General features: G+C 66.0%; 11 protein-coding genes. 8 read left to right on the top strand and 3 right to left on the bottom strand.

The features are described from left to right. Nucleotides 1-79 precede the first annotated feature (79 nt). Entirely contained in the window at nt 80-334 is a 255-nt protein-coding gene (locus M0R89_RS19210; RefSeq protein WP_248652695.1) for a DUF8044 family membrane protein, read from the bottom strand. Between the two features lie 385 nt (nt 335-719). Here M0R89_RS19210 and M0R89_RS19215 point away from each other — a divergent pair, with 385 nt between their 5' ends. After that, the gene (locus tag M0R89_RS19215) at nt 720-1,769 is read left to right on the top strand and encodes a hypothetical protein (protein ID WP_248652696.1); all 1,050 of its coding nucleotides are present in this window, start codon (nt 720-722) and stop codon (nt 1,767-1,769) included. Nucleotides 1,770-1,828: 59 nt separating this feature from the next. Here the strand turns inward: M0R89_RS19215 and M0R89_RS19220 are convergent, their stop codons facing one another. Next, nucleotides 1,829-2,674 (bottom strand): alkaline phosphatase family protein, encoded by an 846-nt coding sequence (locus M0R89_RS19220; protein WP_248652697.1) that lies wholly within the window; start codon nt 2,672-2,674, stop codon nt 1,829-1,831. 529 nt (nt 2,675-3,203) lie between these two features. On the opposite strand from M0R89_RS19220, the gene M0R89_RS19225 reads away from it, so the two are divergent. From M0R89_RS19225 to M0R89_RS19250, 6 genes are all read left to right on the top strand, one after another. Continuing rightward, a complete protein-coding gene (locus M0R89_RS19225) occupies nt 3,204-4,529 on the top strand; it encodes a glycosyltransferase family 2 protein (protein WP_248652698.1) in 1,326 nt (441 codons plus the stop codon). A gap of 158 nt (nt 4,530-4,687) precedes the next feature. Next, on the top strand, nt 4,688-5,869 hold the full coding sequence (locus M0R89_RS19230; protein WP_248652699.1) for a glycosyltransferase family 4 protein: 1,182 nt from the start codon (nt 4,688-4,690) through the stop codon (nt 5,867-5,869). Then, nucleotides 5,866-6,894: a lipid II:glycine glycyltransferase FemX gene (locus tag M0R89_RS19235; RefSeq protein ID WP_248652700.1), complete on the top strand. Its 1,029-nt coding sequence runs from the start codon at nt 5,866-5,868 to the stop codon at nt 6,892-6,894. Before M0R89_RS19230 ends, M0R89_RS19235 begins: the two co-directional genes overlap by 4 nt. Before the next feature lie 31 nt (nt 6,895-6,925). Beyond that, nucleotides 6,926-7,993 carry a GNAT family N-acetyltransferase gene (locus M0R89_RS19240; protein WP_248652701.1) on the top strand — a complete coding sequence of 356 codons (1,068 nt, stop codon included), beginning with the start codon at nt 6,926-6,928 and terminating at the stop codon, nt 7,991-7,993. A 165-nt stretch (nt 7,994-8,158) separates the two neighbouring features. Further along, nucleotides 8,159-9,550, top strand: coding sequence for a sulfatase-like hydrolase/transferase (locus tag M0R89_RS19245; RefSeq protein ID WP_248652334.1), 1,392 nt, complete (start codon nt 8,159-8,161; stop codon nt 9,548-9,550). An 85-nt stretch (nt 9,551-9,635) separates the two neighbouring features. Next, nucleotides 9,636-10,025: a DUF4112 domain-containing protein gene (locus M0R89_RS19250; RefSeq protein ID WP_248652335.1), complete on the top strand. Its 390-nt coding sequence runs from the start codon at nt 9,636-9,638 to the stop codon at nt 10,023-10,025. 210 nt (nt 10,026-10,235) lie between these two features. On the opposite strand, the gene M0R89_RS19255 is transcribed toward M0R89_RS19250, so the two are convergent. Continuing rightward, nucleotides 10,236-12,032 carry an alpha-amylase family protein gene (locus M0R89_RS19255; protein ID WP_248652336.1) on the bottom strand — a complete coding sequence of 599 codons (1,797 nt, stop codon included), beginning with the start codon at nt 12,030-12,032 and terminating at the stop codon, nt 10,236-10,238. A gap of 362 nt (nt 12,033-12,394) precedes the next feature. Here M0R89_RS19255 and M0R89_RS19260 point away from each other — a divergent pair, with 362 nt between their 5' ends. Next, nucleotides 12,395-13,345: a hypothetical protein gene (locus tag M0R89_RS19260; RefSeq protein WP_248652337.1), complete on the top strand. Its 951-nt coding sequence runs from the start codon at nt 12,395-12,397 to the stop codon at nt 13,343-13,345. Nucleotides 13,346-13,457 lie beyond the last annotated feature (112 nt).

Consider the following 13,457-nt stretch of genomic DNA (forward strand, 5'->3'; position numbering starts at 1 on the left):
CGGAAGGTGGCGGCCCGTCCACGTCGAGTCCGGACAAGGCCCGAGGCCGACCGCCTGCCACGGCTTACCGCGAGTCGGGTCACAGTTTCCCCATCACCCGACGGAAGACCGCGTACCCGAACACGACCACGACCAGCGCCACGAACCACTTCAGGCGGCGTCGCCACTCCGGCGACCGGGTCGCGGGCGCCGTGAGCGCCACCAACCCGAGAAACCCGACGAACGAGACGAACGCGAACGCCTGTAGCGACATGAGTCCGAAGAGAGTGAGTCCCAACACGCCCAGAAGCATCCACGACACGTGAGCGAGAACGAACTCGTGGCGTCGGAGCATCGACACAGACCGTATGCTCCGTAATTCTATGTAAGTACCGGCCGGGCGCCGGCGGTTCGCGCCGCCCGACCGGAAGCGAGCGCGGTCGAAACCGGTTCTCGGCCCGTCACCGCGAGACCAGTCCAAGCCCAGAGCGAAAGAAAGAGTCTAGTCTAGGAAGTCTAGGTATTATGGCCCAATTTCCTACGTTAAGCCAGTAATATCTCCAGATGCCGAAATATCCGGTTGCTGTTACGGAAGATTGATGAAGAGGTGTTGCAAATCCAGTTCCCGTGGCCCCGTCACGGACCGTCCGGGTACGCCGAAGCCCTCCTCGCGGGAGACGACTGTGGGGCGAGTGGGAGAGCGCCCGGCGTCCGGCGGCGGGTCGAACGAGTTGGTATCTATGACAGACAACCACGAATATCAGACTCCCTCGAAGGGAGCGAACGATTGGCACATCCCGATCAACAAGAACTTCGCGGCGCTCGACGCCGACGTCGAGATCCGCGACGCCGCCCAGAATCGCTCGCAGTACAAGCCCAAGCAGGGCGCGAAGTTCCTCGCGACCGACTCCGGCGAGCGGTTCATCGGCGACGGTAGTCAGTGGACGAAGCTTCCGTACCCCGGTTCCAGCGACGGACAGACCACGTCCCAGACCAACGAGGGCGACCGACCGCTCACGACGACGGGCAGCGTCGGCGTCACGGTGGACTCGGGCGGTGGCGGCGATTACGAGTCGATTCAGGCCGCCATCAACAACGAGGTGCCGTGGCTGGTCCAACACCCCATCGACATCGGAGTGAAGGGCGGAACGTACGACGAGGACATTCTCCTCCCGCCCTACATGTCCAACTGGGCCGAGCAGGGCGACCGGGGCGAGCGCATTCCCATCCAGATTACCGGTGACACGAACTCGCCGTCGAACGTGAAGGTGAACTCGTTCATGGCGACCGGCGGCGTCGGCGTGACGCAGATCCGCGGTATCGAGTTCACGGGCGTCAGCCCCTACGACGACGAGAACACGGCCTTCTCGGTGTACAACACCAACCGGGTGGGTATCATCGACTGTAACATCAACACCAGCGGAAACGCGATGACGGCCTACAACGGCCAAATCTGTGCGGTTCGCGTCAAGGTAAACGGTGGCGGTTGGGGCATCAAGGTCAAGCACAACGGCCAGTACTGGGAGTCCGGCAGCGGCGTCTCCGGGTCGGTCAGCGGCAAAGCCTACAACATGGACGACGGGACCATCAAGTTCAACCACAAGGACAACGGCCACATCTCCGGCAACCCGACCGTCGCGGCCGACAAGAGCCACGACGGCGGGTTCGTGCTGGACGAGGGCAAGGGTCGACTCTACGGCGTCAATCGACTCGCGGTGGCCGACCAGAGCGACGGGTCGCTCCACGACATCGTGGTCGAGAACGGGTCCGTGACCGCGAAGAAACTGTAACGCCCGGAAGTCGCGTCCCCGACGAACACGTCGGTCCGGCGGTCACCGACGACCGGCGGTCACATCTCGACGTAGCCGAGGTCGGCGAGTCGCTCCGAGACGGTTTCGTCGTCGATGCTGTCGGTGTCGGCGCGCGACTCGCCCGCGACGATGTTTCTGCGGTCTCCCGACTCGCGGACCAGCCACGGCACTCGTACCAACTGGTCGGTGTAAAGTTTGGGCGGGTGGCCGAAGAACGGCACCGGAATCGGGGAACTGCGCTCGCCGAACATGTTGCCGTGGTCCGAGGTCACGACGGTCCGGCCGTCGAGTTCCTCGACCAACTCCTCGACGTGAGGGAGGGCGCGCTCGAGGTTCTCCTCGAAGAGGTCCCAGAGTCGGCGACGCGAGATATCGAGTTGGCCGTTGTTGAGTTCGTGCCAGAAGCTCTTGTCCTTCTCCGCGCCGTCGTGGAGCTGTTTCTTGTCGAACTCCGTGTCGGACTCGATGAAGGGGTAGTGTGGCTGGATGTAGTGGACGAGGAGCCGTTTGTTCGGGTACTCCTCGTAGGCGTCGAGCGCGTACTCGGTCGTCGTCTCCGGGAGGACCGTCTTGACGTCTTCGTGCCACCCCGCCTCGTTCCAGACGTTGATGACTTCGTGGAAGGAGGCGTCGATGGCGTCCTGATGGTAGTAGTAGATGGGACTCGCCGTGACGTAGACCGTGTCTTCGAGGTCCTGTCCGTTGCAGTTGGCCTTGAGGAACTCCGAGGTGTTCGACCCGCGCGATATCTTGGTCTCGACTTCCCCCGAGAGCGTGTTCGACATCCGGAACTGGTCGTCGCGGCAGGCGTCAAGGATGACGAGGTTGTCCCAGTCCTCGGCGAAGATGTTCGTCCCGTCCGTGTTGTACTCGCGTCGGTCCATGCGGGTGTGGTAGAGACTGTTTAACTTTTTAATAATTAGATTCGGATGGTACGGGAGCGCCTCTGCGAGCGTATCCATAGATACCGTACACATCGTCCTCACCTTTATACGTAGTGCCCGCCGGGAGCAGGGCGGAGCGATTACTCTCGCGGGGCCTCCTGTCAGACCGGAATTGACTGTGGGAAAGACCCACATCCGGGTTTTCCCCCAATCTGACACTGTCGGTAACGGACGCAACGACCGCACTAACGAGCCAATAACGGTCCGAGTCGGCTCTCCGACGGGCCGCGGTCAGTGAGGAAACCGCGCCGTTCCGCTTCAGCGCCGTGTTCGAGCGCGTGCGGTCGCGAATCGAAACCGGTGGTTTCCAGACGGCGGTAAGCGACGGAAAGAATCGGAAACGGGGGAATACCCAACGGAAATCCGAAATTCCGAGTATTTGTCGGCTGTTATACTCTTTGAGCGCAAATAATAACGGGCAGATAACAAAGGAAGCAAGAACCCTCCTTTCAGGCGAGGAGATGGGGAAATGGGGGTACTACCATCAGGCCCACAGCGTGCCGAGCGTAATCGACGCGATACGCGTCCGGCCGTCGGTCTGATAGCGACTGAGTCGAACAAGGAGTCAATCGAGAGAGCGATACGGCGGGCCAGCGACCTCGGCTACGAGGTCTTCGTCGCGCCCGGGTGTGAGGAGTCGGCCGAACTCGTCCGGCAACTGGACGGGACCGTCGTCCGACCGCACGAGAGCGACGGCGACCACAAGGTCGACGACCTGCGGGTCGCGCTGGCTGCTGCCGCGCGCGACGCCGAGTTCCCCGGACTTATACTCTCCGAGGAGTCTACCGGCCGAATCGACTACACGCGAAGTATCTCGACGTTTCGAGAGCGCGACTCGTACGTCGTCCCCGCTGTCGACCTGGAGTCTGCGCACGCGCGGGAAACCGACCCTATCGTCGCGGGCATCCCGGCGTACAACGAGGGCGAGACGATAGGACAGATAGTAGACATGACGACCGAGTACGTCGACGAAGTCGTCGTCGTGGACGACGGGAGCGCCGACCGGACCGCGGAGGAGGCGAAACGGGAAGGCGCAGTCGTCATCCGTCACTCCGCGAACAGAGGGAAAGGTGCCGCCCTGAGGAGTCTGCTCGACTACGCCGAGCGGCGGTCGTGTTCCGCGCTCGTCTTGCTCGACGGCGACGGACAGCACCTTCCCCGAGACATCCCCACCGTCGTTCAACCGGTCCTCGACGGCGACGCCGACGTGGTCATCGGGAGCCGGTACCTCCGGCAGGGGATGGGGACCGAGACGCCGCTCTACCGGCGTCTCGGCCAGCGAGTCCTCGACCAGAGCATCTCGTTTCTGTTCGGCGTCTCGGTCTCGGACACACAGAGCGGGTTCCGGGCGCTCTCCCCGGAGGCCGTCGAGGACATCACCATCCGGACGAACGGGATGGCCGTCGAGACAGAGATGCTAGACGCCGCGAACCGCAACGACCTGACCATCGCGGAGCGCCCGATACGGGTACAGTACGACGTTCGCAACGGCCAGACGTACAACCCGGTCCGCCACGGAGTGACCGTCCTCGGGCGCATCGTCCAGTTGGTGGCCCGAGGTCTGCTGAACCAGTCGTCCCGCGAAGGGACCGACGACCGGGGCCGGGCGCGCGACGCCGGGACCCCGACGGAGGGAGAGCGCGCGGCCCGGCGGCGCGAGCGGGCCGTCGCGCTGGGTAACGGGCGAACGCCGGGGGAGAGCGATATGCCGGCGGACGGCGGGCGAGCGCCGATGCCGGGCGACGCGAGCGGAGACAACCAGAGCGCCGACGAGCGAGAGCAGCCACAACGATGACCGACAGCCGAGAACGGACACAGCGACGCGACGCACCGAGAGGAGAGGTCGAATCGACGCGACGAGACGAACCGAGGCGACGGGGCGAGTCGGGACGGACCGACTCGGCCCGACCGACGCGACCGATACGGGACGACGGCCGACTGCGGATTCTCCGCGTGAGCAGCGACATCCACCCGGAGGTCCCCGGCGGACTCGGCCTCCACGTCCACAGCCTCTCGGAGAAGCAGGCCGAGATGGGCCACGACGTGACGGTTCTGACGTCCGACCACGGCGACCGGTCGCTCCCGCGCACCGAAGTCCGGGACGGCTACGCGCTGAAGCGCCACCGCGAGGTGGCGAGGCCCGTGGACAACAGCATCGTGCCGGGCGTCGCGAAATCGCTGTGGGACCTCGCCGACGAGTACGACGTGGTTCACGCCCACTCGCACCTGTTCTTCTCGTCGAACGTGGCCGCGGCCATGGCCGCGCTGACCGACGTACCGCTGGTCGTCACCAACCACGGCCTGTTCTCGCAGTCGGCGAATCAGACGGTGCAGGAGGCGTACCTCTACACCGTCGGCCGGAAGACGTTCGACGCGGCCGAGCGGGTGTTCTGCTACTCCGAGACCGACCGCGACCGACTGCAGTCCTACGGGGTCGAGACCCCGGTGTCGGTCGTCCGGAACGGCATCGACTGCACGAGGTTCCGGCCGGTCGAAGCAAGCCAGAGCGACGAGGGGAGGGAAGAAAGCGAACGCGGAGGCGACGGCGACACGCTGCTGTTCGTCGGGCGACTGAAACCCGGCAAGGGCGTCCGGGTCCTCCTGCGGGCGATGGCCGAACTGGGCGAGGAGTTCCCCGACGCGACGCTCAGGATAGTCGGCGACGGCCCGCTCCGGGAGTCGCTCGAGGAGTACGCCGCCGAGTGCGGCGTGGCCGACCGCGTGACCTTCACCGGGTGGCTCTCGCAGGACCGACTCCCCGAGGAGTACGGCGAGGCCACCGTCTTCGTCCTGCCGAGTCTGAACGAGGGGTTCCCGCGGACCGTCCTCGAAGCGCTGGCCTGCGAGACCCCGGTCGTGACCACCGACCTGCCGCAGCTCGAATCGGTCCTCGACGGAGTGGGCCTGACCGTGCCGCCGAAGTCGCCGGACCTGCTGGCGTCCGCGGTCGGCGAACTGCTGGCGGACGACGAGCGCCGCGAGCGCATGGCGGCCGAGGGTCGCTCGCTCGTCGCCGAGCGCTACTCGTGGGACCGGACCGTCGAGGAGACGACCGCGACGTACTACGACGTGCTGGGCGTCGAACCGCCGCGCGACGCCCGCACGCTTCCCGAAGGGAGCGTGCAGCACCGATGACGGTGCGCGTCGAAACGACCTCGGACGCCGACGAGTGGGACTCCTGCGTGGACCGGTCGCCCCAGACGGGGTTCTTCCACCAGTACGACGCGCTGACCACGCTGGCCGAACACTTCGACGCGACGCTCCACACGCTGGTCGGCTACGTCGGGCAGGAACCGGTGGGCGTCTTCCCGGTGTTCGGTCTCGAACGCGGGCCGCTCTGGGTCGCCGCGTCCCAACCGCCGGGCGTCGAGGTAAACACCGGGCCGGCCCTGCTGAACCACCGGAAACTCAAACAGCGGAAGGCCGAGAAGCGCCACCGGGAGTTCCTGTCGGGGTGCATGGAGTTCGTCGAGGAGATGCTCGACCCCGACTACCTCAAGATAGCGACGACCGACCGGTACGACGACGTTCGCCCGCTGGTCAATCACGGACTCGACGTGCGGCCCTCCTACACCTACGTCCTCGACCTCGACCCCGGCGAAGACGAACTGCTGGCCCAGTTCAGCAGCGACGCCCGGAGCAACGTCCGCAACACCGACGAGTCGCGGTACGAGATTCGAGAGGGCGGCGTCGAAGAGATTCGGGAGATAGTCTCGTTCGTCCGGCGGCGCTACGCCGAACAGGGCGAGGACCACTACCTCGATACGGCGTTCGTCGCGGACCTTCACGAGACGCTCGGCGACGACGCGGTCCGGCCCTACGTCTGCGAGGTGGACGGCGAAATAGCCAGCGGCATCGTCGCGCTCGAGTACGGCGACACGGTGTACCGGTGGCAGGGCGGGCCGCGGCCGAGGGTCGACCTGCCGGTCAACGACCTGCTCGACTGGCGGGTGATTCGGGACGCCGTCGACCGGGACCTCTCTCGCTACGACCTCGTGGGCGCGATGCTCCCGCGGCTCTGCGAGTACAAGGCGAAGTTCGGGCCGGAGCCGAAACCGGTCTACCTCGCCGAGCGACGCAACCTGACCGCGAAACTCGCCTCCGAGACGTACAGCACGCTCCAGACGCTCCGCGACCTCTCTCTGCGAACTGACGGATGAACCCGAACTACGCTCGACGATTCGAGACAGCATGACGAAACTGCAAGCAAACGTCGTAGACAGCATCGACGCGGTCAACGAGAACCAGTGGGACAACGTCGTCGCCCAGTCGGAGTGCGGCACTATCTTCCAGCAGTCGGGGTGGCTCCGGGCCATCGAACGCGCGCTCGACCGGACCCCGCGGCACGTCGTCATCCGGAAGAACGGCAACCCGGTCGCGGTGCTCCCCAACTTCGTCTCTGACATCGCGCTGCCCGTGGACCTCCCGGTGGACGCGAGCGCGGTCGGAGCCACGCAGTTGAGTTCCGTCACCCCCGGGTTCGGCGGGCCGCTCATCATGGGCAAGAAAGACCGGGTCCTCGGTGCGCTTCGCCAGACGCTGGAGCGAGTCCACCGAGAGGGGTCGGTGTTCCACCGCATGCGCATCCTCGATTCGAACCACGTCCAGTACGCCCAGACCCTCCGCAAGTGGGGGTACCGCCCGTCGCTGCTCTACTGCCGGTTCGCGCTCGAACTCGACGACTACGACCGCATCCTCGCGGACATGGACAAGGAGCGCCGGAAGGAGATTCGGGACGCCAAGGAGATAGAGTACGAGGTCGAGTCCGAGGAGATAGACCGCGAGACGATGCGGTCGTTCCACGACGAGTACCTGAAGACGATGAGCCACGTGGACGGGTCGCCGTTCCCCGTCGCGTTCTTCGAGCAACTCGGCGACCACCTCGCCGACCAGATTCAGATTTTCACGGCGTACGTCGAGGGCGCGGAGGCCGGGCAACACCTCTACCTGCGCGACGACAACCGGGACGCGCTCCACTACTTCTTCGCGGGCGTGGACGAGGAGTACTTCCGGTACTCGTCGCCGACGCTCCTGCACGACCACGCGCTCCGGTGGGGCATCGAGAACGGGTACGAGCGCTTCGACTTCGGCAGCACGAACGCCAACTACGCGAACGGCACCTTCAACTACAAGCAGAAGTTCGGCGCGGAGTTGGAACCGATTTACGAGTGGGAGAAGGGGACCGCACCGATTCGGTGGCCGGTCTACCGGTCGGCGCGGACGCTCTACCGGCGACACAGCGACACCCTCGAGAAGTAGGTCGCGAGCCACAGCAGACGAGGTTCCGAGGGGGCACGCCCTCGAACGGGCCGGGCGCGCCGAGGCGTACCAACCAACTAATCGCAGTAACAGCGCGTTGGCGAACCGGTCGGTGCTGAACGGTAGCCCCGGTTTATGGCTTCAGCGGCGGAAACAGTGCTGAGAATGTACGGGAACAGCGACACTCCTCTCTCGATGCAGTTAGTCTGGGCGCTCTACGACCACATCCCCGAGACGGTCCAAGCCTCGGCCGAACCGCTGTACTACTGGTACCAGTCGAAGCGCGCCGACCAGCGCCACGTTCCCCCGACCCGAACCGCCCGTCGGCGCGAGGACGCGCCCGACCACGTGCTGACGGTGGTCGTGGACGCGCTCCGACCCGACCACGTTCCGAGCGTCGGAATGCCGTTCGACACCGCTATCGCACCGAGTACGTGGACGTTCCCGTCGGTGACGAGCATGCACACCGGGGTCTACCCGAGCGAACACGGCGCGTCGGCCCACACCCGGCCCGACGCCGAGGAGTACGCGATGCCCCGGCAGGTGGACGACCGGCCGACGCTCCCGGCCGAGATGGAGGCGGCGGGCTACGACACCTACGGCGGGTTCGCGTTCGTCGTCCCGTTCACCGCGCTCCGGGGCTGGTATCAGACCCATCGGCTCTACGGCAACGACCTCGCGGAGAATCTCTTCTCGGACTACGTCTCGTGGCGAGGCGGCCGCGACCGGACGTTCGGCTACCTCCACCTCGGCGACCTCCACCAGCCGATTCGCATCCCGGACGAGTATCTGGAGGCCCGAGACGTGGACACGCGAGTGTTCGACGAGGTGGAGATGTGCGTCGAGTTCGACGGGTGCGAGAGCTGCCGGCGAATTCAGCGCGAGCGATTCGCCGAGTATCGGGCGGCGCTCGACTACGTGGAGGACCAACTCGACCGACTCCTCTCGGTGGTCGGCGACGACACGCTGGTGGTCGTGGTCGGCGACCACGGCGAGGGGCAGGGCGAACACTACGAGCGCGCCAACCGCATCACCGACTCGCGGCCGAACGGCGGGAGCGGCTACCGGGGCAACGTCGGCCACGGCGGGACTCCGTTCGACGTGGTGGCCCGCGTCCCGGTCGGCGTCTCGGACCCCGAGGACTCGAACGCAGATACGCTGCTCCCCGAGGGCGGGTGGCCGAGTCTCGTGGACCTCGCGCCGACGATTCTGGAGGAGACGGTCGGCGACTCCCGACTCACCGACGAGGCCACGGGGCGGCCGTGGCAGTCCGAGATTCCCGCCGACCGGACGGCCGTCTGCGAGGCGGCGCGGTTCGGCGTCGAGCGCAAGGCCGCCTACCGGGGCGACTCGAAGGTCATCCGGTCGGAGGCCGACGACGTGACCTACACCGCGCGCGTCGAGCAGTCGGAACCGGGCGAGGAGTTCCGGACGATTCCGGTCCGCGAGCGCGAGGAGTTGCTGGCGAGTCTACCGGACAACTGGGAGGACTTCGACGTGACCCGGTCGGTCAGTCCGGCGGTCGAGCGGCGACTGGAGAAGCTGGGATACCGGTGATTTGCGGGAGACGCCGACAGAACCCTCGACGGCGCGGATTCGAAGGCCAGCAAGCCTTTCCCCGCTCGAACCCTCAATCACACTCATGGAAAACGAACCCGACGAATACGGCGAGCGAATCGAGGTATCGGTCGAGGACGAACCGCCGGGCATGGAGCGCGTGCGGGCCGTCGCCGACCTGCTGGACGAGGCCATCGAACTGCCGGTCGTCAACTACAGCGTCGGGTTGGACCCCATCCTCGGCATCCTGCCGGTGGGCGGTGACGCCATCTCGGCGGCCATCTCGCTCTACATCGTCGCCGAGGGCGCCCAGATGGGAGCGTCGCGCGACACGGTGATGAAGATGCTGTTCAACGTCGGTCTCGACGCCGTAATCGGGTCGATTCCGGTCATCGGGACGCTGTTCGACTCGGTGTGGAAGGCCAACATGCGCAACGTCAAACTGCTCGAAGACGAGTTGGGCGACGGGTACTGAGCGGTCGGCGCCAATCGCGGTGACGAGGCGGGAAGGGGCTAAATCGGTGTTTTTCTTTTCGGAATTACGACGGTAGCCGGCGGTACGCGAGTCGGTGATTGCGACGGGACGACGGAAATACGGAAACGCGACGACCGGCGTTTCGAGACTTCGTCGCCGCGTTCGGCGCTCACGACCTTCCGGGCGACGCCAGACCCGACGCTCGCCGCGCTACACTCCCGACTCGACCCGCATCCAGCAGAATCCGTATCGGTCTAGCTCGAATCGCCACTCGCTGGACCCGTCTCTGCCTTCGTCGTCGCTCCCTCCGTCAGTGTTAGCCACGGCTACTCCTTCGGTAGAGCCATCTTCACCTTCCTCTCCGCCCTCGAACGCCGCGCCGCCCTCGTCAACTCGCTCGAACGCCGCCTCGCCGAATAGCCGGGTCGGTTCGCCGGGCAGTTCGAGCGACACCGCCGTCTCGGTCTCGTCGAGGTTGTGGACCGCGACGACCGACCCGTGGTCGCTGGTCATCCGATGGGCGAACACCGCGTGGTCGTCGACGTCCAGAATCTCGCAGTCCCCGTTGCCTATCTCCGGGCACTCCGAGCGCAGGCGGGTCAGGCGCGAGAACCACTGGAGCAGCGAGTCGGGGTCGCCGCGCTGGTCGGCGACGTTGACGCTCTCGTAGCCGTACTCGCCGCCCGCGACGACCGGGCGCACGAGGTCCTCCGGGTCGGCCGTCGAGAACCCGGCGTTGCGCTCGTCGGACCACTGCATCGGGGTGCGGACCGCGCTCCGGCCCGGCAGGTCGAGGTCGTCGCCCATCCCGATTTCGTCGCCGTAGACCAGCAGGGGCGCGCCGGGGAGCGAGAAGAGCAGACTGTAGGCCAACCGCAGGCGGTCGCCGTCGCCGTCGAGCATCGGCGCGAGGCGTCGGCGGATGCCCCGACCGTAGATGCGCATCTCCTCGTCGGGCGCGAACTGGTCGAACACCGTCTGCTGGTCGGCCGCCGAGAGGCGGCCGACGTTGAGTTCGTCGTAGTTCCGGAGGAAGTTGGCCCACTGACCGCCCTCCGGCGTGGGCGGGAGCAGGTCCAGCACCTCCCGAATCGGGTCGGCCTCCCGTTCGGCCAGCGCTAACACGAGGTAGGCGTCGAGCAGGAAGTTGAGCAGGACGTTCATCTCGTCGCCCTCGCCGAGTTCGTCGCTCGATTCGGCCGCCGAGGCGGGTCGGCCGGTCGTCCCGCCGAAGTAGTCGCCGAGGTGTTCGGGCGCGTCGTCGGCCTCCGCGAAGAGGATGGCGTCGTCGCCCCGGCGCTCCACGAAGTGGCGCATGTCCCGGAGGACGCCGTGAGGGTCGTCGAGTTTCGTGGACTCGAGACCGCCCTTGTTGTCTATCATCAGCGTGGCGGCGTCCACCCGGAACCCGGAGACGCCGAGTTCGAGCCAGAACCCCATTATCTTGCGAATCTCCTCGCGGACCGCCGGGTTTGCGAGGTTGAGGTCCGGTTGGTAGTGGTAGAACCGGTGGTAGTAGAACGCCTCGGCCTCCTCGTCGTAGCTCCAGACGTTGTCCTCCTCGCCGGGGAACACCGGCCCGCGGTGCGGGTCGGGTTCGTCGGGCAGGTCCTCGCGCCAGACGTAGAAGTCGCGGTGCTTCGAGTCGGGGTCCTCGCGGGCGCGCCGGAACCACGGATGCTGGTCGGACGTGTGGTTGACCACGAGGTCGATTATCACCCGAATCCCCCGGCGGTCGGCCTCGCGGACGAACTCCACGAAGTCCCCGAGCGTGCCGTGGCGGTCGTCCACCCCGTAGTAGTCGGTCACGTCGTAGCCGTTGTCGCGGTTCGGCGACGGGTAGAACGGCAGCAGCCAGATGCAGTCGATGCCGAGACTGTGGAGGTAGTCGAGTCTGTCGGTCAGGCCTCCGAAGTCGCCCACGCCGTCGCCCTCGGCGTCGGCGAACGCCTCCACGTCGATGGCGTAGAACGTCGCGTTCTCGTACCAGCGGTCTTTCGTTCCCATTTGAAACACCCCACTTACGGTTTCTGACGGCCTCGATTCGGAAAACTGGTTCGGGCGACGCGGTGACAGACGAACCGGCGGTGTAGCTGTGGGAAAACTTATGTCCCGGTTCGCGCAGGTAGCGGCTACCCGGTTCCGACCCGCGTGCGCGCCGTTCGCGGGGACGTCTCGCTCGCGGGAACATTCGCTTTCGCGGTCACGAAATAAGCTCGGCCAAAGCGACACGGCGAGTCGCTCCACGAGACGTTGGTCGGGGAAACGACGGATTTGTTCGGTAAATCTGGATTAAGGCGGCGAAATCCCGGCAAAGCAACGGCCGGGTTCACATCGCTCGACGCTATCGTTACTGTCGGGGTAAAGAAATGACCGATTCGGACGAAGCAGGTCGAACGAGCGGGTGGATGAATCGCCGAACGATGCTGAAGAACGCGGCCGCCGCGGGCCTCGTCGGGGCCGGACTGACCGGCACCGCGAGCGCGGCAGAATGGACCGAGATGACCCTCTGTGCGAGCGGGAGCGAAACGTTCAGTTACCGCGTCGAGGTCAGCGGTGCCGTCAAGCGCGGGGGGACCTACCAGAGCGACAGTTGGGACGAAGTCGGCGACGACTACGTGGAGGGAGCGGTCTCCCAGAAGCGCTGCGACAGTTTCCTCTTCCAGGGAGAAATCACCAGCCACGAGTTGGAGGGGCCGGGGCAACTGAAAGTCGACGGCGAAGTCGTCGCGGAGTCGTCGGGCGACGGCGGCGACGTCGGCGACGAAAAACGCGAGGTGACGTTCTGCGCGGCCGGAGACGAGACGTTCAGCTACCGGGTGGAGGTGACCGGCGAACTGATGCGGGGCGGCAGTTACCAGAGCGACAGTTCCGACGAGGTCGGCGACGACTACGCCGAGGGCGCGACCGCCGGAGGGCGGTGTGACAGCTTCATCTGGACCGGCGAAATCGCCGACCTGCAGGTCGACGGTCCCGGGACCGTGAAGGTAGACGGCGAAGTGGTCGAGGACACGACGGGCAACGGTGACGGGTCGGACGGCGGCGACAGCGGCGACGGCGGCAGTCTGCCGAAGATGGTGACCATCTCCAGTCCCGACACCGACGAGCAGATGAACTACGTCATCGAGGTGACGGGCGACTTCCGGAAACTGGAACCCAACGAGGACGGCGGTGCGGCCGTGGACCTCGTGAGTCAAGCCGGCGACCGGGTCCGGGTCAACGGCACGGTCGGCAAGGGCAACGACAAGTTCGCGTTCTCGGGGGACCTCATCGAGGTGGACATTCCCTCGGGCGTGGTCGTCGAAGTAACCGACCGCTGACGCGGCGGAGCGGAGACCGGCGAGGTCCTATAGCGGAGACCGACGGAGCAGGTACCGCAACCGACGAAACGAGAACCGACGGAGCGACGTAGCGGGGCGTTGACCGACCCGC

This window comes from Halorussus limi, from assembly GCF_023238205.1.
Classification (GTDB): domain Archaea; phylum Halobacteriota; class Halobacteria; order Halobacteriales; family Haladaptataceae; genus Halorussus; species Halorussus limi.